This is a genomic window from Candidatus Zixiibacteriota bacterium (assembly GCA_017999435.1).
Lineage (GTDB): Bacteria > Zixibacteria > MSB-5A5 > GN15 > FEB-12 > JAGNLV01.
This window is the reverse complement of sequence record JAGNLV010000006.1, coordinates 65,298-88,190: the sequence shown is the minus strand read 5'-3', so window position 1 is coordinate 88,190 and position 22,893 is coordinate 65,298. Positions and strand designations below refer to the sequence as shown.

The following is a 22,893-nucleotide window of genomic DNA, read 5'->3' as shown; positions in this document are numbered from 1 at the left end:
GTCATTCCACGGGTTCCAGTTCTACTTCGAACAGCTTGGGCCAGCACTTGCCGGTGAGGAACAGACGACGGTGCTCGGCATCCCAGGCGATACCGTTGAGGACATCGGTGCTGTCGCCGTAGTCCTCGGGCGCGAGCAGCCCGGAGGCGTCGATCCAGCCGGTGACCTGTCCGGTGGCGGCGCTGATACGGGCGATGCGGTCGCCGGGCCACACGTTGGCGAAAATCTCGCCGTCGACATACTCCAGCTCGTTGAGCCGCTCGACCGGTTCGCCGTCGGCCCGCACGGCCAGGAAACTGCAATACTCGTACGTCTGCGGATCCAGAAGCTGCAGCGTCGCGCTGCCGTCGCTCATGATCAGACGGATCCCGTCGTACGTGAGCCCCCAGCCTTCGGTGAGATACCTGAACTCGGACAGAGGCGCGAGCGTCGCCCGGTCGTACACGAATCCGGTGCGGGAGGTCCAGGTGAGCTGAACCAGGCGGTCTCCGACCAGAGCGATTCCCTCGCCGAAATGGGGCGCCGGCAGATCGCGGCGCTGCAGCACCGCACCGGTCTCGAGCCGGACCCGGCGCACGCTCGACGCGCCGGGTTTCCCGGTCCCCTCGTACAAGTAGCCTCCTTCGTAGGCCAGGCCCTGCGTGAAAGCGAGACTGTCGTGCGGATACGTGCGGATCACTTTCACCCGGTAGGCGGCGATCTTCGCCGGCGGCGCCGGCTGCTTCTGCGACGATCCGCAGGCGGCCGGCAGCACCGCCAGCAAGGCGGCGATGACCGCGCCGCGCAGCGGCCTGCCGGGCCCGGCCGTCACGGCGCCTCCCGCACTTCGATCTGGTAGAGCCAGGGCCAGTATTTGCCGGTGACGAAGAGCCGCGCCCCGGCCGAATCCCAGGCAATGCCGTTGAGGACCTCCGCCGTCGGGTGGGCAGTTCGCGAGAGCAGCCCGGTCAGGTCGACGTAGCCCGTCACCCGGCCGTCGTCCGGGTCAATCCGGGCGATCCAATCGGTAAGCCAGATGTTGGCCCAGACCTCGCCGTCGATATACTCCAGTTCGTTGAGGCGGTCAACCGGCCCGTCGTCGTCGCGAACCTGGGCGCTCCGCCGGATCTCGAACGTGGCCGTGTCACGAAACTGGAGAGCCGAGCCGCCGTTGCTCATAATAAACCGGCTGCCGTCGAAGGTCAGCCCCCAGCCCTCGCCCGCATAGCTGAACTGACCTTCCCGCGCGAACGATGCGCGGTTCCACACGAACGCCGAGTTTTCTCTCCAGGTGAGTTGGACGATGCGATTCCCCAGCAGGGCAATCCCCTCGCCGAAATAGAGCGCGGCGAGGCCGATCATCGTATCGACCCGGCCGGTCGTCAGTTCGACCCGGCGCAGCGACGAGCCGCCGTACAAACCGGTCCCCTCGTACAGGTAACCCTCGGGACCGAAAGCGAGGCCCTGGGTGTACGCGGTCGAGTCGTGGGGGAAGCTGTCGATCACCGTGTACGTGTAAGTGCGCGTGGAGTCGGGGGCCGGCGGCGGTTCGGCATCGGTCGATTTCGAGCAGCCGGCGGAGAGGGCCGCGCCCACGCTAAGCGCGGCCAGCGCGCACCCGGCGCGGCTCATGTAGCACGCAGTTCGCATCATCCGCTGGCCAAACTACCGGGCGCGGCCTCAAGACGCAACGACAATTCCGACGGTCTTGTGCCCGGCCGCCGGCCGTGTTATACTCCCGGCGTGACCAGCAACATGTGTGCTCTTTTCTACAGGAGTCTCGCCATGATGTCTCGCCCGCTGCGAACCGCTTGCGCGCTCTTCCTTCTTCTGGCCCTGCTCGGCCCGGCGACGGGGCCGGCGGCCCAGGAGAACATCACCTACCAGACGCCGCCGCAGGCGATTGTCGACATCGTCGACGCACCCCGGACGCCGCGGCTGTCGCTCGGCCCCGACAGACAGAACCTTCTCCTCCTGGAGTACCCCGCCCTCCCGCCTCTCGAGGAGGTGGCCCAACCGGAACTCCGGCTTGCCGGCGAGCGCATCAACCCCCGCACCAACGGCCCCAGCCGCGGCGGGTATTACAGCAGCATGAAGCTGCGGACGCTCGATGATCGGACCGAGTATCCCATCACGGGTCTGCCCTCTCCCGTCCGCATCACCGACATAGAGTGGTCTCCGGACGGGTCACGGGTCGCTTTTGCCTGTACGATCGAGGATCGGATTGAGTTGTGGCTGCTCGACCTGGCTGCACGCACCGCCCGGCGGCTTTCGGAGCGGCCCCTGAACGCCGTGTTCGGCAGCCCGTTCACATGGTTCTCGGACAGCCGGACGCTGCTTGTTCGGTTCCTCCCCGACGATCGGGGAGAGCCGCCCGTCAAACCGCGCGTTCCTGAGGGCCCGAACGTCCAGGAGAATCTCGGGGCGAAAGCTCCCGCCCGCACTTACCAGGACCTTCTGGCCAACCCCTGCGACGAGCAATTGTTCGACTACTACGGGGCCGCCCAGACGGCGCTCGTGACCGTCGATGGCGCGGTGACGCCGGTCGGTCGGACCGGAGTCCTCGTAAACACGTCTCCTTCGCCCGACGGCCGCTACATTCTGGCGGAGACGATTCATCGCCCCTACTCGTACACGGTGCCCGCCGAGCGTTTCCCGCGCACGATCGAGGTGTGGGACCGCGCCGGCGCGACCGTCTACCGGGTCGCCGACCTCCCGCTGGCCGACCGGGTGCCGATCACGTTCGGCTCGGCCCCGACCGGCCCACGCGACGTCGACTGGCGCGCGGATGCCGACGCGGCGCTCTTTTGGGTGGAGGCGCTCGACGGGGGGGATGCCGCCGTCGTCACCGACGAGCGCGACCGCCTCTTTCTGCTTCCGGCCCCGTTCACCGGCGAGCCGGCGGCGCTGTTGACGCTGGGTTTCCGTTACTCCGGTGTCCAGTGGGGCAATGACAGCTTGGCGTTGGTGAACGAGACCTGGTGGCCGACCCGCACCGTCCGGACCTGGCGCCTCCGTCCCGGCCGGCCGGAGGCCCGCGCCGAGCTGATCGTCGACCGGTCGTGGGAGGACCGTTACCAGGACCCGGGCGCACCGATGCTGGACCGGAGCGGGCGCGGCACGTATGTCCTGGCGACGGCCGACACCGGGACGGTGATCTTTCGCACCGGGGCCGGCGCCTCGCCGGAGGGCAACCAGCCCTTCCTCGATGCCTTCAATGTGGACACGAAGGAGACCACCCGTCTGTTTCGTTCCGCGGCCCCGTACTATGAAGAGCCGGTGGATTTCCTCGATATCGACCGCCGCCTGGTGCTCACCCGCCGGGAATCGGTTGACCAGCCGCCGAACTATTTCCGCCGCGATCTTCGCCACGACGATCTCATGCAGATCACGTTCTTCCCCCACCCGACCCCGCAGTTGAGAGACGTCAAGAAGGAGCTGGTCACCTATACGCGGGCTGACGGCGTGCAGCTCAGCGGCAAGCTCTATCTGCCGCCGCGGTATGACCCGAAGCGGGACGGCCCGCTGCCGATGCTCATGTGGGCCTACCCGGAGGAGTTCAAGTCGGCGGGCGCCGCGGGCCAGGTGACCGACTCCCCCTACCGCTTTGTCCGCGCCTCCTGGTCGTCTCCCCTGCTCTGGCTGGCGCTCGGATACGCCGTTCTCGACGATCCCTCGATGCCGATTGTCGGGGAGGGAGATGCGGAGCCGAACGACACGTACGTGGAGCAGTTGGTGGCGAGCGCCCGGGCGGCGGTCGACGAGATGGTCCGCCGGGGCGTGGCCGACCGCGACCGCATCGCTGTCGGCGGGCATTCCTACGGCGCGTTCATGACCGCCAACCTGCTCGCCCACTCCGACCTGTTCGCCGCCGGGATCGCCCGCAGCGGCGCCTACAACCGCACCCTCACCCCCTTCGGGTTCCAGTCGGAGGAGCGCACCTTCTGGGAGGCCCCGCAGACATATTTCACGATGTCCCCCTTCATGCAAGCCGACCGGATCAACGAACCGCTGCTACTGATTCACGGCGAGGCCGACAACAACCCCGGCACGTACCCCATGCAGAGCGAGCGGTTCTACGCCGCTCTGAAAGGGCAGGGGGCGACAGTCCGCCTCGTGATGCTCCCGCACGAAAGCCACGGCTACCAGGCGCGGGAATCGGTCCTCCACGTGCTGTGGGAGATGACGCAATGGCTGGACACCTACGTGAAGAACCGGCGGCTGGCGGAGCCCGGCGCGGTCAAGAGCATGTCCGGCGCCGAGTAGCCCGGAGGCGGGCCGGACGATCAAAGAAAGCGGCTGCCGTCGCCATCGAACGGCAGCCGCTGTAGTTCGCGCGGACCTGGGCCGCGGGCGCTAGAGTTCGCGCCAGGCGACGACTTTCATGTGGGCGTCCCAATTCTTCTCGATTTCGCCCAGCGAGCGGTCGTAGTGGAACTTGGCGCTGTTGTGGACGACGATGTCGCGCGCGACCACCGCCCCGAAGAACTGGCCCGAATTACGAAGGTCGGCCTCGCCGCCCGCGGAATAGAACACGGCATGGATGTCGCCGCTGTTCTTGAGCACGATGTCCCCCTGCGAGTAGATCTGCAGGTCTTTGGGAGCACCGGCAGTGTTCATCGCCGCCGAGTTTTTCATCTCGATGTCCCCCGTCACGTAGATCATGACTGTCGCCCCCGGTGCGACCTCCATCGAGGCGCTGTTTTTCAGGATGATACTGCTGAAATAGTACACGCCGCTGCTCAGGGTCACACTGCCGGACGTCTCGAAGGCTTTCGTCGAGGGGTTGTAGGTGAAGCTCCCGGAAATACCGCTGAGATTCTGGTTGTGGGCGGCGGCCCAGTCAAATTCCGTCTGCGGCACGTCGGGCACCTCCTGCCGCGGGGCCGTGCTGGTCGTGTCGTCGTAGACGGTCGCGCCGGCGTTGATGCTCAGCCCGCCGGGCTGCGAGGTCGCCACGCCGCCGCCGACAATCGCCCCGTTCGCGATCGTGATCGTTCCGTTCGAGCCGACATCCCCGTCGTGCCACGTCCGCGTGCCGGCGTAGGCGCCGGAATCGGAGTTGTACGAATCGGATTCCATGCTGTTCTTGATGTCCACCGAGTTGTCGCCGAAAAGGGCTTTGAGGAACGGATTGAACCGGACCGGCACAAGCGTCATCTCGATCGTCGATTGGGCATCGCGGACCAGGCCGGTCGAAGTCACGATAATGGTGTCGGCCAGGGCCGGAGTGACCGAGCTGTCCTCGACCGCCACGCTGAAACTGCCGGCGCCGATCGGGACGTCGGCGAAGCCTTCGTTCCAGGAGGGATCCGCGTTGAGCGCGACGAGCGACCGCTTGACCCCGGCCTCGGCGGCATAGAAAGCGCGGTCGCTGTTCATCACGTTGTAGGACAGGGCTATATCGGTATTGGAGTTGTCCATGGCGATGAAGGCCACCAGTGTGAGCATCCCTGTCAGCAGCAGGGCGATCAGCAGGGCGCTCCCCCGTTCAGTGGTGAAAGGTTTGTCCATCGGTACGTACTCCCCAGATTGAAAGGTGAAGGCGGGGCGGCCGCTGTCATGGCCGCCCCGACCCACCGTGTTCTGTGTCTCGGTCCGGCGGACGGAAGGCACCGTCAGAGCTCCTTCCACGCCACCTGGATCATCTCGCCGGTCGTGCCGTGGCGGATCTTGGCGAGGTTGCGGTCGTAGTGGAAACAGGCGCCCTTATCGAGCTTGATGCTGTTGCCCACCAGGGCGCCGTAAACCTGCGTCGTCTGGTCGTACTGGATGTGCGCGTTGGGGCCGAAAAACGTACCGCAGAAGATGTTCCCCTGGTCGAGCTGGAAGAGGTTGCCCTGCGAGTAAATCTGGAGGTTCTGCGGGGCGCCGCTCGCGTTCACGCGCCCGTTTTGGTTGAAGTCGATGTTGCCGCTCATGTAGATTCTGACCTGGGCTCCCGGCGCAAGGCTGATGGTCGACCCTTGCCCCATCACGATCTCCGAGAAGTAGTAGACGCCGCTCTGGAGAACGACGCTGGAGTACGACCCCATGGTCAGTTTGCGGGTGCCGTTGTTGTAGCTCCAGCCGGTCCCGGAGAGACCCAGCGGGGCCAGGCTGTTGGTGCGCGCCCAGTCGTATTCCGACTGCGGGATGATGTCGATGTTGACCGAATCCTGCGTCGTCGAGGTGTCGCCCAGCACCTGGCTCCCGGCACCGAGGGTAATGCTGCCGCCGACCGCGGTCTTGGCATCCCCCCCGATCGTGACCGTCTTGGAAGTCGAAATGCGCCCGTTGGTGCCGATGCTCCCCTCGTCCTGCAGCACGGTCGCCGCGTACGCGCCCGAGTCGGAGTTGTAGGAATCGGTGCAGGTCGTCTGATCCATAGTGATTGCGGAATCGGCGAACATCGCCCAGACGAACGGGTTGATGTACACCGGCACAGTCCACATCTCGACCTCGGCCTGCGCCTCCCGCACGTCGCCGCGCGAGCGAATGACCACGGTGTCGGCAAGGCTGGGCGTGGTCAGGGAGTCAAACAGGTTCACCGAGAACGTCCCCTGCCCGAAGCCGAAATCGGCGTACCCGGACCGCCAGTCGTCGTTATCGTTGAGGGCCACGAAAGCCCGTTTCGCCCCCGCCTCCGCGTTGTAGAACGCGGCGTCGAGGTGGGACTGGCTGTACGACAGTTCGATATCCGTGTTGGAGCTCTCGATCGCCATGATGGCGATCAGCGAGAGCATCCCTGTCAGCAGGAGAGCAATGAGCAGGGCGCTCCCTCGTATCGTCTGTAACTTCGCTTTCATCATGACATCCTCGCTAGAGTTCGAGGTTTTGGATCGTCACCCGCTCGGTCGCCGTGAACGACCGGTAGCCGCTGTCCTCGTCCCACGACTCGTCGGACTTCGCCGTCTGCGCCTCGATCGAGACCTGGACGTTGGCCGAGTCGATGACGGTGTAGGTAATCGAGCGCACGACATCGGAGAAGACTGCGGCGGGCTGATTGTTCACCTTCTTCATCAGGAACATCGGCTTCCACCCGTTCGGCGCGTTGACCCCGAGCGCGGTGTTCTCCTGCAGGTAGTACAGCACCGTGTCCACCGGCTGGGTGTCGCTGAAGAAGACGTACAGGCTGTCGCCGCTGATCCGGTAGGCCGCGTGCCCGGCCAGCTTGTACCCGGCCATGCGCAGCGTCTTGGCGATCTCCTGCAGGCTCGACCGCGACGTATGCTGCATGTTGGAGATGTCCTCCTGCGTCAGCGCCGAGTTGTGCATGGAGACGTAGAAGCTGAAACCGGCCGCCGCCACAATGCCCGTGAGCACCAGGGCCACGAGCAGTTCCATGATCGTGTAGCCCGCGCTGTGTCGAAGTGGTCTATACATTGCCTTCCGTCCTTCCCCGTCATGGTTCGAGAATAAACGTGGAGTACTGCGTGGTGCGCGGCACGTTCTGGTTGTCTGTCCACGCGATCGTCACGTCGATCTGGTAGACCCCCGTGGGGATGGAGGCGTCGGTGGCGTGCCCGCGGATATAGGTCGAGCGGGTGTACCGCCCGCCGGCGAGGCCCGTCTCCTGCAGCGTAAACGGAATCGCCGGGAGCGAGTTCATCCCTTCGTACTGTTCCACCTGCTGCTTGGCCAGGTTGGCGGCCACGGTGTTGTCCCGGGACATCACGTTCCCCTCAATCGACATGACCAGCATCGGGGCGAGACCCAGCAGACCCATCGCCAGCACGATCATGCCGATGAGAACTTCCAGCAGCGACAGGCCGCTCTGTTTCTGAATGTATTTCATTCTCATAGCCGCAGACTCCTTTGTCTTTTCCCTGGACCACCGCAAAACGGCTGCCAAACGCTCCGACCCGTTCCCGGGACTGCTCGTCGGGCTGCAACCTATTGGCGGACAATACGAACCGCCGGGCGATTTATCGCCCCGGCCGCCCCGCGCCCGGCCAAGATGGGGGAGGTTCCCAATACTCTGCCGGAGCTCAGCCCATCCCCCGGGAGCGCAGGAGATCAGGAAGCCCGTGGCCGAGAAGCCGGGCGATCGTGGGAGCATTCCGGCCCAGTCGCGATCGAGGCCCATGGGGCTCAAGGGGACGTTCTCAAAGGAGGCTTAGCTTGAAGGGTCGGTGTGGACGAAAAGCAGCGGCAGGACTTCGGAAGATCCCAGGGGGGCGGGACCGCCGCTAGGCCTGGCTATCCCCCTGCATCGGTACAAATCTCACTTCGTAGAGGACTTTCTCCACCAAGCCGGTGGCCGTCCTCTCGATGAGGACCAGCTCCTGCCGGCCGAATTCGGATCCGACCGGCAGAATGAGCCGCCCCCCGACCGACAACTGACCCGTCAACCGCTCCGGGATCCGCGGAGCGGCCGCGGTGACGATGATGCCGTCAAACGGCGCCTCCTCCGCCCAGCCCCGGTAACCATCGCCGAGACGCAGGTTCACGCGGTCGTAGCGGAGCAGACCGAGGGTGGCGCAGGCCAGCTCGTGGAGATCGGGCAACCGCTCGATCGAATAGACGCGGCCGGCGATCTCGGCCAGGACAGCGGTCTGGTAGCCGCAGCCGGTCCCTATTTCAAGCACCGTGCTTGCGTGGTCGAGCGCCAGTTCCTCGGTCATCGAGGCCACGATGTAGGGCTGCGAGATAGTCTGCCCGGAGCCGATCGGCACGGGGCTGTCGCGGTAGGCGTCGGCCCGGTACTTCTCGGGAATGAACAGGTGCCGCGGCACCGCCCGCATGGCGGCCAGCACCCCGGGATCGCTGATACCGCGCCGCACCAGCTGCTCATCGACCATCCGGCTGCGCAGCAGCGCGTACTTCTCTTCCTTGGTTCGATCCGCCATTGCGTCACTCTCCGAAGGCGCAAGCCGCCGCCAGGGCCGACCGACTTGCCGGCCCGAGGCGGCTGCAATATACTGGATGGCGGTGGACGCTCAACAGAGAAAGGACGCAAAAAGATGCCCCGCCGATACTGGCTGATGAAATCGGAACCGAACCGCTTCTCCATCGATGACCTTCGCGCCGCACCGCAGGGGATCGCTCCCTGGGACGGTGCCCGCAACTACCAGGCCCGAAATCTCCTCCGCGACCGCGTGAAAGCCGGTGACGGAGTTCTCTTCTATCACAGCGGCACGGCCACCCCCGGAATCGCGGGGATCGCTGAGGTGGTGCGGGCCGGTTATCCCGATCACACGGCCTGGGAGGCCAATGGCGAGCAATTTGATCCCAAATCGACTCCGGCGCGCCCGGTCTGGTACATGGTCGATGTGCGGTTCGTGGAGAAGTTTCGGCAGCTCATCCCGCTGGCGAAGTTGAAAACGACGCCCGGGCTTGAAGGCATGGAGGTTGCTCGCCGCGGCTCCCGCCTGTCGGTCCAGCCGGTGTCGAGATCGGAGTGGGAGATTGTACGGAGAATCGCCCGGAACATGGATCCCGGGTGAATAGTCCGGCCGCTCGGGCGTAATCCTCGTTGACGGCAGCGCCGGCGGCTCCGTGCGGATGCAACCTCGACGGCCGGATAACGTAGTGAAGAGTGGCTGGCTGGTCCGAAGGATGAGGAGGAACGAGACGTGATCAAGGCGTTTGTGGCGGTAATCGGAGTCATCTTCCTGATGGGATTGCTTGGGCTCGGCGGGATCGGGCTGTTGCTCGGCCTGATTGGCGGGCTGTTCGGCCTGATCGCGGGGATCCTCGGCGCGGCTCTCGGCCTGGTGGTCGGCCTGTTCGGAGTCGTCTTCGGCACGATCGGCGGGCTTGTCGGTATCCTCTTGCCGGTGGCGGCGGTAGTTGTGATTTTGGCCGGCCTGGCCCACCTGCTGGCCTGAAGCGGGTCCGACAATTGCGGTGCGCGCCTGCGGGGCCGCCGCGGCGGCCGGGCGCCCGCGGCACGAGCGCCCGCGCGACGAACGATTGCGGGGCGAGCGCCCGCGGGGGGAACGATCGCGGGACTCCAATTTCCTTGACATCGGGTCAAAAAGCGCTACCTTGTCGGCGCCCATGCCGGGGTAGCTCAGCTGGTTAGAGCGCCTGACTGTGGATCAGGAGGTCGGCAGTTCGATCCTGCCCCCCGGTATGTACTCGCTGCCCACTCCCGCACCTTGGCGGCCTCCCTTGTTCGGTCGGGACGGCGCGACGGTCAAGGCGGTTGAGTGGGGAAAAATCAGAGGATAGCTCTGAGCGTCATCACCAGACGCCGCACAGATCCACACGCGGAATCCGCCGGGGCGGTGCCCGGCTCAACCCTCACCGCTGTCGCGAGCGGGCTCGCGAGTCCGTCAAGCGCCCTCACCTCTGCCCAGCGCCTCGCTAAGCCATCTCTTCACGGTCAGTTCGATGTGGTCCCGAACGCTGCGGAAGGATGCGGTGATCTCTTCCTCCGAGCCGGTCGCGTTCGCCGGGTCGGCAAACGGCCAGTGCAACTTTGTCGCGGCGCCGGGGAAGACGGGGCAGTTGGTGGCCGCGTTGTCGCACACCGTGATGACGAAATCGAACGACCGTTCCAGATACTGCGACAGGTGGTCGGACGTGTGGCCCGCGATGTCGATGCCGATCTCGCGCATAACCTGGACGGCTCGCGGATTCACCCCCTTGGGCTCCAGTCCGGCCGAATAGACCCCGACTTGCCCGCCGCCGTAATGGCGGAAGAGTCCCTCGGCAATCTGAGACCGGCAGGAGTTCCCCGTGCAGAGGACCAAGATGCGCATCTTCCCGCTCATTGTGCCGGTGCACCGCGCTTGGTCCGGCTGTACCGCGCCAAACCGGCGGCGTCTTTCCTGAATTGTTCGGCGTCGGTCACGTGGCTTTTTAGAAACCGGCGCAGGTCGCTGACGATCGGGTTCGATTTGAGGCGGTAGTGCACCCACTTCCCTTCCCGGCGATCCTGAACCAAACCGGCGCCCTTCAGGCGGATCATATGCCGGGATACGGTAGACTGCGGCAATCGCAGCACCGCCATGAGATCGCACACGCACAGCTCCCGCACCAGCAGGAGAGCGACGATGCGCAGCCGGGTGGGGTCGCCGAGCCCCTTGAACAGCTCGTGGTGCTTGATCACGGCGCCTCCGCCCCGGCGGTCTTCTCGTCAAAGTACCGTCGTCGGAAATGGAGCGCGAGACCGACCAGCGAGATGAGCACCGGCACCTCGACCAGCGGTCCGATCACCGCGGCAAAGGCGACCCCGGAATTGATGCCGAAGACCGCCACGGCGACTGCGATCGCCAGTTCAAAGTTGTTCGACGCCGCCGTAAATGACAGGGTGGCCGTCTTGGAATAGTCCGCGCCGATCCGGCGGCCCAGCCAAAAGCTGACCAGAAACATGACGACGAAATAGATCAGCAGCGGCACCGCTATGCGCACGACGTCAAGCGGAATCCGGACGATGAGATCCCCCTTCAGGCTGAACATCACCACGATCGTGAACAAAAGGGCGATGAGCGTCACGGGGCTGATCTTGGGTATGAACTTCTGTTCGTACCAGGCTCGCCCTTTGGTCTTGAGGACAAGAAGGCGGGTCAGCATGCCGGCCAGGAAGGGAATGCCGAGGTAAATGAAGACCGATTCCGCGATCTGGCCCATGCGCACGTCGACCAGCGACCCCTTGAGGCCGAACAGCGGCGGCAGAACCGTGATGAAGATCCAGGCGTAGACCGAATAGAACAGCACCTGGAAGATCGAGTTGAATGCGACCAGACCGGCGGCGTATTCGGTGTCGCCTTTGGCCAGTTCGTTCCAGACGATGACCATGGCGATGCACCGGGCGAGGCCGATCATTATGAGGCCGGTCATGTACTCCGGGTAGCCGCGCAGGAGGACCACCGCAAGGAGAAACATGAGCACCGGTCCGATCACCCAGTTCTGCACCAGCGAGAGGCTGAGAACCCGAACGTTGCGAAACACATCGCCCAGCTCCTCATACTTCACCTTGGCCAGCGGCGGGTACATCATCAGTATCAGGCCGAGCGCTATGGGAATGTTGGTCGTGCCAACCTGGAACCGGTTGATGAATCCCTCGACCGAGGGGACCAGATAACCGAGCCCGACCCCGGCCGCCATGCCGAGGAATATCCAGAGCGTGAGATAGCGGTCCAGAAATGAGAGTCGCTTAGGTTCGTGCTTCGCCACGCGCAGTTGCTCCTCACTTTCGAGCCAGGACGGTATCATCCTTGTATCCGCTTATGCGAATATGAGGGTGCCAATCCGCGCCGTCAAGCCGGATAACCCAAGTGGCGCGGACAAATTCAGCGGCCGCCGAGCCAGCTTCGCAATCAGTGGGCGGCCGGATTCCGAAAGACCCGGCCTGGCGGCGCGGAGGGACAACCAGAGATGTTCGGCACACCGTGCCGGCCTGCCCCGAGTCCACGGTGTCGGGGAAGAGCTCTCCGCCTCGTGAGCTGTAGCTTCTCCGTCTGCACGGAATTGCCGGCGTGGAAGCGATAGAGATTCATCTCGGCCGAAACCGGGTTACCCGCGTCATCAGGAGCGTTCCCCTCGACCCGACACTAACGCGCCGACTGTTAATTGCTTACAGGCGTACGCATCATCTGGTCCGGCTCGTTAAAGATCGCGCTCGTCACCGGCCTGATCGGCGTGGGTTCGTTCCGGCCCAACGCAAAGCGATGCGGAAAGCCGTTGCCCGGTCCCTTGTCCGCACCCACCGTGGGATTCGCGGTTAATAGTGCATGAGCCCCGGCCGCTGAGGTTCCGACCCTGTGAGATTCCACGGAATCATACGCGTGGTCGCGGGCGCCACCGGCTGTCAGGGTGCGGGCGTGCGAAGGCGGCCGGCGAGATTCGGCCCGGGTCGGCGACCCCGGTTGCGGGAGGAAATTAGGCCGGGCAAAAACGGCCGGGGGGCGGGAACATATCCGGCGTCGGCCCCGTATTAGTGCTAATAATGCAAGCGGATACGGCCATTTGACCGGATGCAAACGATCGTCTCACACATATTCCTTTTCACATTCCGAGGAGTTGTCATGCGCGCAAGACTGATCGGCGTCGCCGCCTTGTGCCTGTCGCTGTTGGCGGGTGCGGTGACCGATGCCCAGGCCGGACGGCGGGTGCGTACGTTCGGCGCCAAGGAGGCCCCGAAAGCCGACGCGGCCCCCCGGCCGGACGGCGGCAAGGCGGAGAAGCCCTTCGCCGAATTGACCAAGAACAAGGTGGCGGTTGAGGGGCTGTTCACGTTCTACAAGGACACCACCGACGACACCTGGCTCATGGCGATCAAGCCGAGCCAGTTCGGCCCGATCTACCTTCTCGGGCAGACCCGGTCGGCCGCCGAAGGGGCGTTTTTCGACAACGGCTCCATGGGCGAGTCGTTCCCGTTCTATTTCGCCAAGGTCGGCAAGACGGTACAGATGATGGAGAAGAATCTCCGCCTGCAGGCCGACACCGCATCGCCGTCGTATCGCGCGGTCCAGCATGGCATCTCCGACGGGCTGTGGGCCTCGACCACGGTCAAGTCGCTCCCGAACGACTCGGGGACGATTCTGGTGGATCCGGCCGATTTGTTCGTTCAGGACGCCCAGAACCTCAGCTACTTCCTCGGCCAGGCGGCCCAGATGGGCCTCCGGTTCGACCAGAAGAACAGCTATTTTACGCAGGTCAAGTCATTCCCGCAGAATACGGAGATCGACGTCCGGCTCCACTACGGTTCGAACAAGCCGATGAACGGCGAGACGATGCAGAACCCCTACAGCATGTTCCACACGATCCACTACTCGCTCTCGACGCTGCCCGAGACCGACTACGTACCGCGCCTGGCCGATGACCGGGTGGGGTATTTCCAGACGATGTACATGGACTACACACGCATGGACACTTACAGTCCCTACGTCCGCTACATCAATCGCTGGAACCTGAAGAAGAAGAACCCGGAGGCGAGGATATCGGAGCCGGTCGAGCCGATCGTGTTCTGGGTGGAGAACACCTGGCCGGTCGAGTACCGGGACGCGGTGGCCGAGGGGATCGAGTTCTGGAACAAGGCCTACGAGCGGATCGGGTTCCGCAACGCGGTGGTGGCCAAACAGATGCCCGACACGGCGGACTGGGATCCGGCGGACGTGCGTTACAACACGGTGCGCTGGATGGTCATGCCGGGGGCCGGCTACGCGGTCGGCCCAAGCCGCGCCAATCCCTTCACCGGGCAGATTTACGACGCCGACATCCGCGTCTCCGCCGACTTCATCCGCTACATGTTCAACAACATGGAGTACTTCATCAAGCCGGTGTCGTTCGACGGGAGATTCCCGGAATCGCCCGACCCGCTGGAAGAGTGGCGGAAATACAACGACGCGTACGGCTACGGGTGCGACTACGACCGGGAATCGGCCAAAGAGGCGGCCGTCGGCCTGACCTACCTGCTGTCGGGCGCCGGGAGCCTGGCCGAGAAAGATTCGCTCACCCGCGAGTATGTCCATGCCTACCTGGTAGAACTGGTGGCGCATGAGGTGGGGCACACGCTCGGCCTCCGGCACAACTACAAAGGCTCGACCGTCTACTCGCTCGCCCAGCTCGGCGACCGCAGTTTTACGACCGTGCACGGAACCACCGGGAGCATCATGGACTACACACCACCGAATATCGGCGCGGTCGGCCAGCCTCAGGGGGAATTCTACGCCTCCGTCCCCGGTCCCTACGACTACTGGGTAATCGAATACGGCTACGCTGATTTTGGCCCGGTGGCCTCGCCGCTGGAGGAGAAGGACAAGCTCGCGGCGATCGCCGGCCGCGCCGCCGACCCGCTCCTGGCCTACGGGACCGACGAGGACGCGTTCGGCACCAGCACCAAGGGGATCGACCCTCAGTGCCTCACATTCGACCACGGCGACGACAACGTGGCGTTCTGCGAGCACAAACTGGCCCTGACCAAGCAGCTCTGGCATCACACGGTGAAGGAGTTCGAGCGCAGCGGCGAGGGGTACCAGACGGTGCTTCGGGCGTTCCAGACCGGCTGGCGTGCCTACAGCGAGGCGGCCGGGTACATCTGCCGCTATGTCGGCGGCATTCACCACAACCGCTACCACGTCGGCGACACGGCGGGGGTGACGCCGTTCACACCGGTACCGGCGGCCGAACAGCGGCGTGCGATGAAATTCCTTCAGGACAACATCTTCGCCGCCGATGCTTTCACCCTCCCGGCCGACCTGGTGAACAAGCTCCAGCCGGAACGGGAGTCCGACTTCAGCGGGAGCATCTGGACGACCCAGCAGATCGACTATCCGCTCCACGAGATCTGGTTGGGCATGCAGAACGCCGTCCTCAGCCGGCTCTATGACCCGCTTACCCTCGGGCGCCTCCGCAACAACCTCGCCCGCGTGGCCCCGGCGGCCGACCGCTACACGATGTACGACATGTTCAGCGACGTGCGCGGTTCGATCTGGAGCGAGCTGGCGCAGGCCCAGACGATCAACAGCTTCCGGCGGCAGCTCCAGTTGCTGCACCTGCAGCGCCTGATCCAGATCTACCTGAGCGATGCGGCGGCGTTTCCCTCGGATGCGCGGACGCTGGCGGCCAACGACCTCGACCTGATCGGGACGGCTGCGGCCAGGGCGGCGGCGTCCGGCAAGCTCGACGGCATGTCGCTGGCCCACTGCAAAGAAGTGGTCCGCCAGATCGACGCCGCCAAGGGCGCCATGCGCCAATATTCGAAAATGTAGTCGCGGCCCCCGGCCGTGGCATCCTCCGTGCGTTTATGCGGGGCGGGAAAGGCAGCTTTCCCGCCCCTTGTTCAAAGGAGGCTATGGATCGCATGGAAGAAGAACTGCTGGCCTTTCTCAATTCCCACGGCTCCTGCCGCAAATTTACGGGCCGGGAGATTTCGGAGGAGCAGGAGCGGTTGATTGCCGCCACGGCGCAGCGTTCGCCGACGTCGTCGAACCTGCAGGCCTACTCGATTGTCGCTGTGCGCGACCGGGGCAGGAAAGCGCGGCTGGCGGAACTGGCGGGCAACCAGGCGCACGTCGCGGCCTGCCCCCTCTTCCTCGTTTTCTGCGCCGATCTCCACCGCCTGAGCCGTCTGAACGAGGCGCGCGGGTATCCGTTTCACGGGGGCGACCTGGAGCTGCTCCTGGTGGCCACGGGGGACGCCGCGCTGGCGGCGGGGCGGGCGCTCCTGGCGGCGCAGGCGATGGGATTCGGCGGCGTGATGGTGGGCGGCGTCCGCAACCACCCGGCCGACGTCTGCGATCTGCTCGGCCTGCCCCGCCTGGTCTACCCGGTCATGGGCATGTCGCTGGGGGAACCGGCCGAGCCGCCGAAAGTCAAACCCCGGCTCCCGTTGGCGGCCGTGCTGTTTCGGGAGGAGTATTCGGACCGGGACTTCGACCTCGCCGTGGCGGAGTACGACGACACGCTCGACCGCCTCGGCTACCTGCGGGCGCGACCGGTCGAACCGGAGCGCTACCCGGGATTCTCCGGCCGCTACACCTGGTCGGAACACACTGCCCGGCGGCTGGCGAGCGAGGATCCGCAGGTGCGGCGGCCGCACCTGGAGGCTTTCCTGCGGGAACGGGGACTGCTGCGCTCGTAGAGCGGTCGGTCGGCGGGCTGTCGGCGGACGGCCGCTGCGGCTCCCGGCCGGATGTCACGGCCGCGGACGGCGGCGGTCGCGGATGCCGTGGTTGTTGTTTTCCTCGGCGTAGAAGTACTTGATGTACTCCCAGGCGTCGCGGGCGGTGTCGGCAAACACGAAGAGGTTGAGATCATCCTGGTCGATGACCCCCTGGTCAACGAGGTAGTCGAAATTGATCAGGCCCCGCCAGTAGTCCTCACCGAACAGGATGATCGGCAGCGGTTTCATCACACCCGTCTGGACCAGCGTGAGGGCTTCGAAGAGCTCGTCGAGCGTGCCGTAGCCGCCGGGAAAGGCGACGAGGGCGCGGGCGCGGAGCATGAAGTGCATCTTGCGGACCGCGAAATAGTGGAACTGCATGCACAGCTCCGGCGTGATATACGGATTGGGCTCCTGCTCGGTGGCCAGGGTGATGTTGAGGCCGATGCTCTTGGCCTCGACATCGTGCGCGCCCCGGTTGGCCGCCTCCATGATCCCGGGGCCGCCGCCGGTGACGATGACGTAGGGATTCTCGGTATTCCCCTGGCTCTCCTCCGAGACGATGCGGCCGAATTCGCGGGCCGCTTCATAGTAGTGCGACTTGGCCTCGACCGAACGGGCGATGCGCAGGCGGCGGCGGAGTTGAGGGTCGTGCGGCGCGCGCCGGACCAGCCGTTCCAGCCGGACCACCGCCCGCCGGGCCTCCGCCGGATCGTGAATGCGCGTGCTCCCGAAGACGACGATGGTGGAGACGATGTTGTTCTGTCGCAGGAGCAGCTCCGGCTTGAGCAGTTCGAGTTCGAGCCGGATGGGGCGGCAGTCCTCGGTGCTCAGGAAATCGAGATCCTTGTATGCGAGGCGGTACGCAGGCGTCCGTTTCAGACGTCGGGTCATCTCGGTCTTGGTGAGACGCGGCCGCGGGGCCTTGTCGTGGGCATGCGGCTTTCTGGCCATGGTCGATCCTCTCCTGCCGTTACAGTTCAACGCTTTCGTGGAGCCTGGGGATGCGGCACTCCCAACCCCGTTCGTCTCTCAGGTGCCCGGCCATCGCCGCCAACTGCGACTCCTCGCCGTGGGTGCAAAAGACAGTCCGCGGCCGGCGGCTGACCGGCTCCAGCCAGTGCAGCATCTCGTGGTAGTCGGCGTGCGCGGAGAGGCTGTGCAGTTTGACCACCTTCGCCCGCACCTCCACCGGCTGCTTGTGAATATACACGCTGGCCGCGCCCTCCTCAAGCCGCCGCCCCAGCGTCCCCTCGGCCATGTAGCCGACGAGGGCGACGATGTTCTTGGGATCGGGGAGGCGCTGGATGAGGTGGTGGAGAATGCGCCCGCCGGTGAGCATGCCGCTGGCGGAGAGGATGATGGCCGGGCCGCGCAGCTTGTTCAACTCCTTGGAATCGGCTCGCTCGCGGTGGAGAAAAACGCGGGGGCCGTGGAGCACGCAGTCCTCCCCCGCCAGGCGCCGGAGGTCGATCGCGTGGTAGTCGGCGTACTTGACGTAGAGCTCGGTGGCGGTGACGGCCATGGGGGAGTCGATGTGGATGTCGATCGGCGGCACGCGGCCGTGGGTGATGAGGTCGTTCACCAGGTAGACGATCTGCTGGGTGCGGCCGATGGCGAAGGCGGGGACGAGCAGGATGGAGCGCCGCTCCACCACCTCGTTGATCAGGTTGGCGAACTCGAAATAGGGATCCTCGGGTTCGTGAATCCGCCCGCCGTAAGTCGATTCGCAGACGAGGTAGTCGGTCACGGGCGGCTCGCCCGGATTGCGAGTGAGCGGGTTGCCGTACCGCCCAACGTCGCCGGAAAACAGGATGGACACCGCGCGTCCGCCGTCGTCGGCCGCCACCTCGACACAGGCCGCGCCGAGGATGTGCCCGACAATGTGGTAGCGGAAGCGGATACCCTCGGCCGCCACCACCCACTTCCCGAACCGCTCGTCCACATACTGTTCGTCGATCCGCGCCACGTCGTCTTCGTCGAACAGCGGCAGGGCCTTCTCGTAACGCGTCAGTTTCTTCTTATTGCGGTAAGCCGCGTCTTCCTCCTGGAGGTAGGCGGCGTCCTTGAGCGCAAGGCGGGCCAGTTCGACGGTGGGCGGCGTGGCGAAGATCGCCTTGTGGAATCCCATGCGCCCGAGCCGCGGGAGGTAGCCGATGTGGTCGATGTGGGCGTGGGTGACGATGACCGCCTCGAGGGCTTTGGGGTCGAAGGGGGGCATCTCCCAGTTCTTCAGCCGCAGGTCGCGCGGGCCCTGAAACATGCCGCAGTCGATGAGCACCTGGGCGTCGTTGACAGTCACCAGATACTTGGAACCGGTCACGGTGCCGGCGGCGCCGTGAAAGGAGAGCGTGATCAAGACAATGCCTGCCTTCCCTCGGTGGTGTCCGCTACAGTTTTCCGGCCTTCTGCTTGGGCGCGGCGAAGAAGTCTTCCGGGCGGGCGTCGGGGGGAATGCCGAGCGAGATGCCCAACGAGCGGGCGGCCCGGACCCAGGGGTGGTCGGGGGTTACGACGCGCAGGCGTCCGGCGACGTCGACAATCGGCACGGCGCCGATGTCGCCGCTGCGCATGGCGACCATCCGCCCGGTCTCGCCGCGGGCGATGAGGTGGACCGCCTCCGAGCCGAAGCGGGTGGCGAGCAGCCGGTCGCGCGGCGTCGGCGACCCGCCCCGGAGCAGGTGGCCGAGGATGGTCACGCGGCACTCGATGTTGGTGAGCCCCTCGATCTGGGCGGCGACCTGGCGCGAGATCCCGCCCAGACGGATCTTGTCAGGCGAGGTCTCGATGCGCCGCTCGACCACCAGGTCCCCGCCGTGAGGCTTCGCCCCCTCCCCCACCACCACGATCGAGAACCGCTTGCCGGCCGCGTTCCGGGCCTTGATGGCGCCGCAGACGCTGTCGATATCGTAGGGGAATTCAGGCAGGAGAATGATGTCGCCTCCGCCGGCGATGCCGGAGCCGAGGGCCAGCCACCCCGCGTACCGCCCCATCACCTCGATGATCATCACCCGGTGGTGGGATTGGGCGGTCGTGTGGATCCGGTCGACCGCTTCGGTTGCAGTGGCCATGGCGGAATCGAAGCCGAAGGTGACGTCGGTGCCCCAGAGGTCGTTGTCGATGGTCTTGGGGACGCCCACGACGGGAAGGCCCTTCTCCATCATGCGGGCGGAAGCGGCCATGGTGCCGTCGCCGCCGATCGCCACCAGGGTGTCGAGCCCCAGTTTCTCAAAATTCCGGATCGCCTGGCTCGACCGGTCCAGGTAGATGAACCCCTCGTCCTGGAGGACCGGGTAGTGGAAGGGGTCGGCCTGGTTGGAGGTTCCGAGGATGGTGCCGCCGAGGGTTAGGATCCCGGAGACGTCGCTGCCGGCCAGCTCCCGGTACCGGTTGTCGATGAGTCCCTCGTAGCCGTCGAGGAACCCGATCACGTTCCAGTCATACTCGTTATCGGCGGTCTTGACGATCGCCCGAATGACCGCGTTGAGGCCGGGGCAGTCGCCCCCGCCGGTTAGCACACCGATTCGTTTCACCGATTTTGCCATGCTGTAAACAAGGCCGGGAGGGGGTTAAAAACAACCTAAATATTTGTCGGCCCGGCCGGCCGAGAGCTTGAGGGACCGGCCGGGGATTGTCGCGGCGGGGAGTGAACCAAACCGCCCGACGAGCCGATCACATGAGGAGGACCGACAACCCGGCCAGAGGACCCCGCGCGGTCCGGGAGCCGGGAAGTTTATGGTTGCATTCGCCGCTGCCGAACAATTATCTAGCCCCGGGACCGTCCGACCCGCGGAAGCGTAGGAGAGCGATGCGAGTACGTCAATTCTTTGTCCTCCCGAAGTTGCCGGAGCGCCTCCTGCCCCTGCAGGAATTGGCGCAGAATCTGTGGTACGCCTGGAGCTGGGACCTGGTGAAGCTGTTCATCCGGCTGGACGCCGAGATGTGGGAGCAGTGCTACCAGAACCCGGTGGAGATGCTGTCGCGTCTGCCCCAGGACGCCCTCCAGCGCGCCGCCGATGACGACGCTTTCGTCGCCGCCCTCCACCGCGTGTACGACAAGTACCAGGACTACCTGAAGGCCAAAAAGTGGTTCCACTACAAGTACGGCCAGTACGAGGGGGAGCGCATCGCCTACTTCTCCCTCGAGTACGGCCTGGATACGAGTCTGCCCGTGTACTCCGGCGGCCTCGGGGTGCTCTCGGGGGACACGCTGAAATCGGCCTCCGACATCGGCCTCCCCATGACCGCGGTGGCGCTCCTCTACCGCTACGGCTACTTCCGCCAGTTCCTGTCGTCCGACGGCTGGCAGCAGGAGCGCTACGAGGAGAACGACTGGTACCACATGCCGGTGGAGCTGGTCAAGGACGCCAACGGCCAGCCGCTCCGGATCACCGTGCAGATGGCCGGCGCCCCGGTGCACGTCCAGGTCTGGAAGACAACCGTCGGCCTCATCCCGATGTACGCGCTCGACACCAATATCCCGGAGAATTCGACCAAGAACCGGGAGATCACATCGGTCCTCTACGGGGGCGACAAGGACATGCGCATCCGCCAGGAAATCCTTCTGGGAATCGGCGGGGTCCGGGCCCTGCGGGCGCTGGGGATCGAGCCCGCCATCTTCCACATGAACGAGGGGCACTCCTGGTTTCTCGCCCTCGAACGGCTGCGGATTCTCATGCAGGAGCAGGGGCTAAGCTACAACGAGGCGCTCCAGTATGTGTGGGCGACGACGGTGTTCACGACCCATACCCCGGTGCCGGCCGGCAACGAGCAGTTCGACCCCGTCCTCGTGCACCGCTACCTCGGCGACTTCCTGGCTTCGCTCGGCGTGCCGTGGAAGGATTTTCTCACCCTCGGCCGGGTGATGCCGGAGGATGAATCGGAACCGTTCGGCATGACGGTGGCCGCGCTCAAGACGTCCGCCTTCGCCAACGGCGTGTCGAAACTGCACGGCCGGGTGTCGCGCGAGATGTGGCACAACATTTGGCCCGGCCTGCCGATTGAGGAAGTTCCGATCAAGGCGATCACCAACGGCGTGCACACGCAGTCGTGGATTTCCCACGACATGGACGAGCTCTACGAATCGTACCTCGGCCCCCGCTACCGCGAGCGGCCGGGGGCGCCGGAGGTGTGGAAGCGGGTGCAGAAGATTCCCGACATGGAGCTCTGGCGCACCCACAACCGGCGGCGCGAGCGACTCATCTTTTTCGCCCGCAAGCGCCTCAAACAGCAGCTGCAGCGCCGGGGCGCCTCGCAGCTGTATATCCAGCGCGCCGAGCAGTTGCTCGATCCCCAGGCCCTCACCATCTGCTTTGCCCGGCGGTTTTCGACCTACAAGCGCGGCAGCCTCATCTTCGCCGACCTCGCCCGCCTGGAACGCCTGGTCAACGATGAAAAGCGCCCGGTGCAGCTGATCTTTTCCGGGAAGGCGCACCCGCTGGACAACCCCGGCAAGGAAATCATCAAGTACATCGTCGGCGTCATCAGCGAGGAGCGCTTCCGCAACCGCATCATTTTCCTCGAGGACTACGACATCAACGTCGCCCGCTACATGGTGCAGGGAGCGGACGTCTGGCTGAACAACCCGCGCCGGCCGCAGGAAGCCTCGGGCACTTCGGGCATGAAGGCCGCCCTCAACGGGGCGCTCCACGTGTCGGTGCTCGACGGCTGGTGGGCCGAGGGGTACAGCGACGAGCGCGGCTTCAAAATCGGCAACGGCGAGGAGTACGAAAACGTCGAGATTCAGGACCGCCTCGAAGCCGAAATGCTCTACGACGTGCTCGAGCGCGAGGTGGTGCCGCTCTTCCACAACCGGAACGGCGTCGGCCTGCCGGAGAAGTGGATCCAGAAGATGAAGGCGGCCGTGCAGATGGCCGGCGAGGAGTTCGCGGCCCAGGGGATGCTGCGCAATTACACCGACGAATTCTACGTCCGCGCCATCCACTCTGCCCGCCAGCTCCGCGACAACAACTTCGCGAAGACCCGGAGCCTGACCGCCTGGCTCGACCGGATGCGGGCCGGCTGGGGAACGCTGGCGATCAACGACGTCCGCATTCCCGACGTCGGCGCCACCGTCTACGTGGGCCAGAAACTCCCGATCGAAGCCGACGTTTTCCTGGGGGCGATCACGCCCGACGACGTGTCTGTCGAACTGGTCGCCGGGCGGCTGAACTCTCAGGAGCAGCTCGTGAACTACCGCTCGGTGCCGGCCAAGCTGGTCAAGCCGGTCGACGGCGGCGGCACGTACACGTTCGCCGCTGAGGTCGAGTGCACGGAGTCGGGCCGGTTCGGGATCAAGGCGCGGATCATCCCCCGCAACGACGCACTCCCCCACGTCTTCAAACCCCGCCTCATCAGTTGGTGGTAGGGTGCCGAGT

General features: G+C 65.2%; 19 protein-coding genes and 1 tRNA gene. 7 read left to right on the top strand and 13 right to left on the bottom strand.

The window, feature by feature from the left end:
- Position 1 precedes the first annotated feature (1 nt).
- A complete protein-coding gene (locus tag KA261_13645) occupies positions 2-772 on the bottom strand; it encodes a glutaminyl-peptide cyclotransferase (protein ID MBP7698845.1) in 771 nt (256 codons plus the stop codon).
- A gap of 35 nt (positions 773-807) precedes the next feature.
- Positions 808-1,611, bottom strand: a complete 804-nt coding sequence (locus tag KA261_13640) for a glutaminyl-peptide cyclotransferase (protein ID MBP7698844.1) — start codon at positions 1,609-1,611, stop codon at positions 808-810.
- A gap of 156 nt (positions 1,612-1,767) precedes the next feature.
- Between KA261_13640 and KA261_13635 the strand changes: the two genes are divergently transcribed.
- The gene (locus KA261_13635) at positions 1,768-4,245 is read left to right on the top strand and encodes a S9 family peptidase (protein MBP7698843.1); all 2,478 of its coding nucleotides are present in this window, start codon (positions 1,768-1,770) and stop codon (positions 4,243-4,245) included.
- Positions 4,246-4,335: 90 nt separating this feature from the next.
- On the opposite strand, the gene KA261_13630 is transcribed toward KA261_13635, so the two are convergent.
- From KA261_13630 to KA261_13610, 5 genes are all read right to left on the bottom strand, one after another.
- Positions 4,336-5,493, bottom strand: a complete 1,158-nt coding sequence (locus KA261_13630) for a pilus assembly PilX N-terminal domain-containing protein (protein ID MBP7698842.1) — start codon at positions 5,491-5,493, stop codon at positions 4,336-4,338.
- 104 nt (positions 5,494-5,597) lie between these two features.
- The gene (locus KA261_13625) at positions 5,598-6,767 is read right to left on the bottom strand and encodes a hypothetical protein (protein MBP7698841.1); all 1,170 of its coding nucleotides are present in this window, start codon (positions 6,765-6,767) and stop codon (positions 5,598-5,600) included.
- A gap of 13 nt (positions 6,768-6,780) precedes the next feature.
- Positions 6,781-7,344, bottom strand: a complete 564-nt coding sequence (locus KA261_13620; GenBank protein MBP7698840.1) for a prepilin-type N-terminal cleavage/methylation domain-containing protein — start codon at positions 7,342-7,344, stop codon at positions 6,781-6,783.
- 19 nt (positions 7,345-7,363) lie between these two features.
- Positions 7,364-7,762 (bottom strand): prepilin-type N-terminal cleavage/methylation domain-containing protein, encoded by a 399-nt coding sequence (locus KA261_13615; GenBank protein MBP7698839.1) that lies wholly within the window; start codon positions 7,760-7,762, stop codon positions 7,364-7,366.
- Between the two features lie 388 nt (positions 7,763-8,150).
- Positions 8,151-8,810, bottom strand: a complete 660-nt coding sequence (locus tag KA261_13610; protein ID MBP7698838.1) for a protein-L-isoaspartate(D-aspartate) O-methyltransferase — start codon at positions 8,808-8,810, stop codon at positions 8,151-8,153.
- A gap of 114 nt (positions 8,811-8,924) precedes the next feature.
- Between KA261_13610 and KA261_13605 the strand changes: the two genes are divergently transcribed.
- The 3 genes from KA261_13605 (at position 8,925) to KA261_13595 (ending at position 10,039) form a co-directional block, all read left to right on the top strand.
- Positions 8,925-9,407, top strand: coding sequence for an EVE domain-containing protein (locus tag KA261_13605; GenBank protein MBP7698837.1), 483 nt, complete (start codon positions 8,925-8,927; stop codon positions 9,405-9,407).
- 129 nt (positions 9,408-9,536) lie between these two features.
- The gene (locus KA261_13600) at positions 9,537-9,791 is read left to right on the top strand and encodes a hypothetical protein (GenBank protein MBP7698836.1); all 255 of its coding nucleotides are present in this window, start codon (positions 9,537-9,539) and stop codon (positions 9,789-9,791) included.
- 174 nt (positions 9,792-9,965) lie between these two features.
- Positions 9,966-10,039, top strand: a tRNA-His gene (locus KA261_13595).
- A 202-nt stretch (positions 10,040-10,241) separates the two neighbouring features.
- On the opposite strand, the gene KA261_13590 is transcribed toward KA261_13595, so the two are convergent.
- From KA261_13590 to arsB, 3 genes are read right to left on the bottom strand one after another with little or no spacing between them, the layout of a single operon-like run.
- Entirely contained in the window at positions 10,242-10,682 is a 441-nt protein-coding gene (locus KA261_13590; GenBank protein ID MBP7698835.1) for an arsenate reductase ArsC, read from the bottom strand.
- Positions 10,679-11,017 (bottom strand): metalloregulator ArsR/SmtB family transcription factor, encoded by a 339-nt coding sequence (locus KA261_13585; protein MBP7698834.1) that lies wholly within the window; start codon positions 11,015-11,017, stop codon positions 10,679-10,681. Before KA261_13585 ends, KA261_13590 begins: the two co-directional genes overlap by 4 nt.
- Positions 11,017-12,126, bottom strand: a complete 1,110-nt coding sequence (gene arsB, locus KA261_13580) for an ACR3 family arsenite efflux transporter (protein ID MBP7698833.1) — start codon at positions 12,124-12,126, stop codon at positions 11,017-11,019. The genes KA261_13585 and arsB overlap by 1 nt, the downstream gene beginning before the upstream one ends.
- Before the next feature lie 812 nt (positions 12,127-12,938).
- On the opposite strand from arsB, the gene KA261_13575 reads away from it, so the two are divergent.
- Positions 12,939-15,623, top strand: a complete 2,685-nt coding sequence (locus tag KA261_13575; protein ID MBP7698832.1) for a zinc-dependent metalloprotease — start codon at positions 12,939-12,941, stop codon at positions 15,621-15,623.
- 83 nt (positions 15,624-15,706) lie between these two features.
- The gene (locus KA261_13570; protein ID MBP7698831.1) at positions 15,707-16,495 is read left to right on the top strand and encodes a nitroreductase family protein; all 789 of its coding nucleotides are present in this window, start codon (positions 15,707-15,709) and stop codon (positions 16,493-16,495) included.
- A 54-nt stretch (positions 16,496-16,549) separates the two neighbouring features.
- Here the strand turns inward: KA261_13570 and KA261_13565 are convergent, their stop codons facing one another.
- From KA261_13565 to KA261_13555, 3 genes are read right to left on the bottom strand one after another with little or no spacing between them, the layout of a single operon-like run.
- The gene (locus tag KA261_13565; protein ID MBP7698830.1) at positions 16,550-17,470 is read right to left on the bottom strand and encodes a TIGR00730 family Rossman fold protein; all 921 of its coding nucleotides are present in this window, start codon (positions 17,468-17,470) and stop codon (positions 16,550-16,552) included.
- 19 nt (positions 17,471-17,489) lie between these two features.
- Entirely contained in the window at positions 17,490-18,875 is a 1,386-nt protein-coding gene (locus KA261_13560) for an MBL fold metallo-hydrolase (GenBank protein MBP7698829.1), read from the bottom strand.
- 31 nt (positions 18,876-18,906) lie between these two features.
- A complete protein-coding gene (locus tag KA261_13555) occupies positions 18,907-20,061 on the bottom strand; it encodes an ATP-dependent 6-phosphofructokinase (protein ID MBP7698828.1) in 1,155 nt (384 codons plus the stop codon).
- 263 nt (positions 20,062-20,324) lie between these two features.
- On the opposite strand from KA261_13555, the gene glgP reads away from it, so the two are divergent.
- Positions 20,325-22,883 (top strand): alpha-glucan family phosphorylase, encoded by a 2,559-nt coding sequence (glgP, locus tag KA261_13550; protein MBP7698827.1) that lies wholly within the window; start codon positions 20,325-20,327, stop codon positions 22,881-22,883.
- The last annotated feature ends 10 nt before the right edge of the window (positions 22,884-22,893 follow it).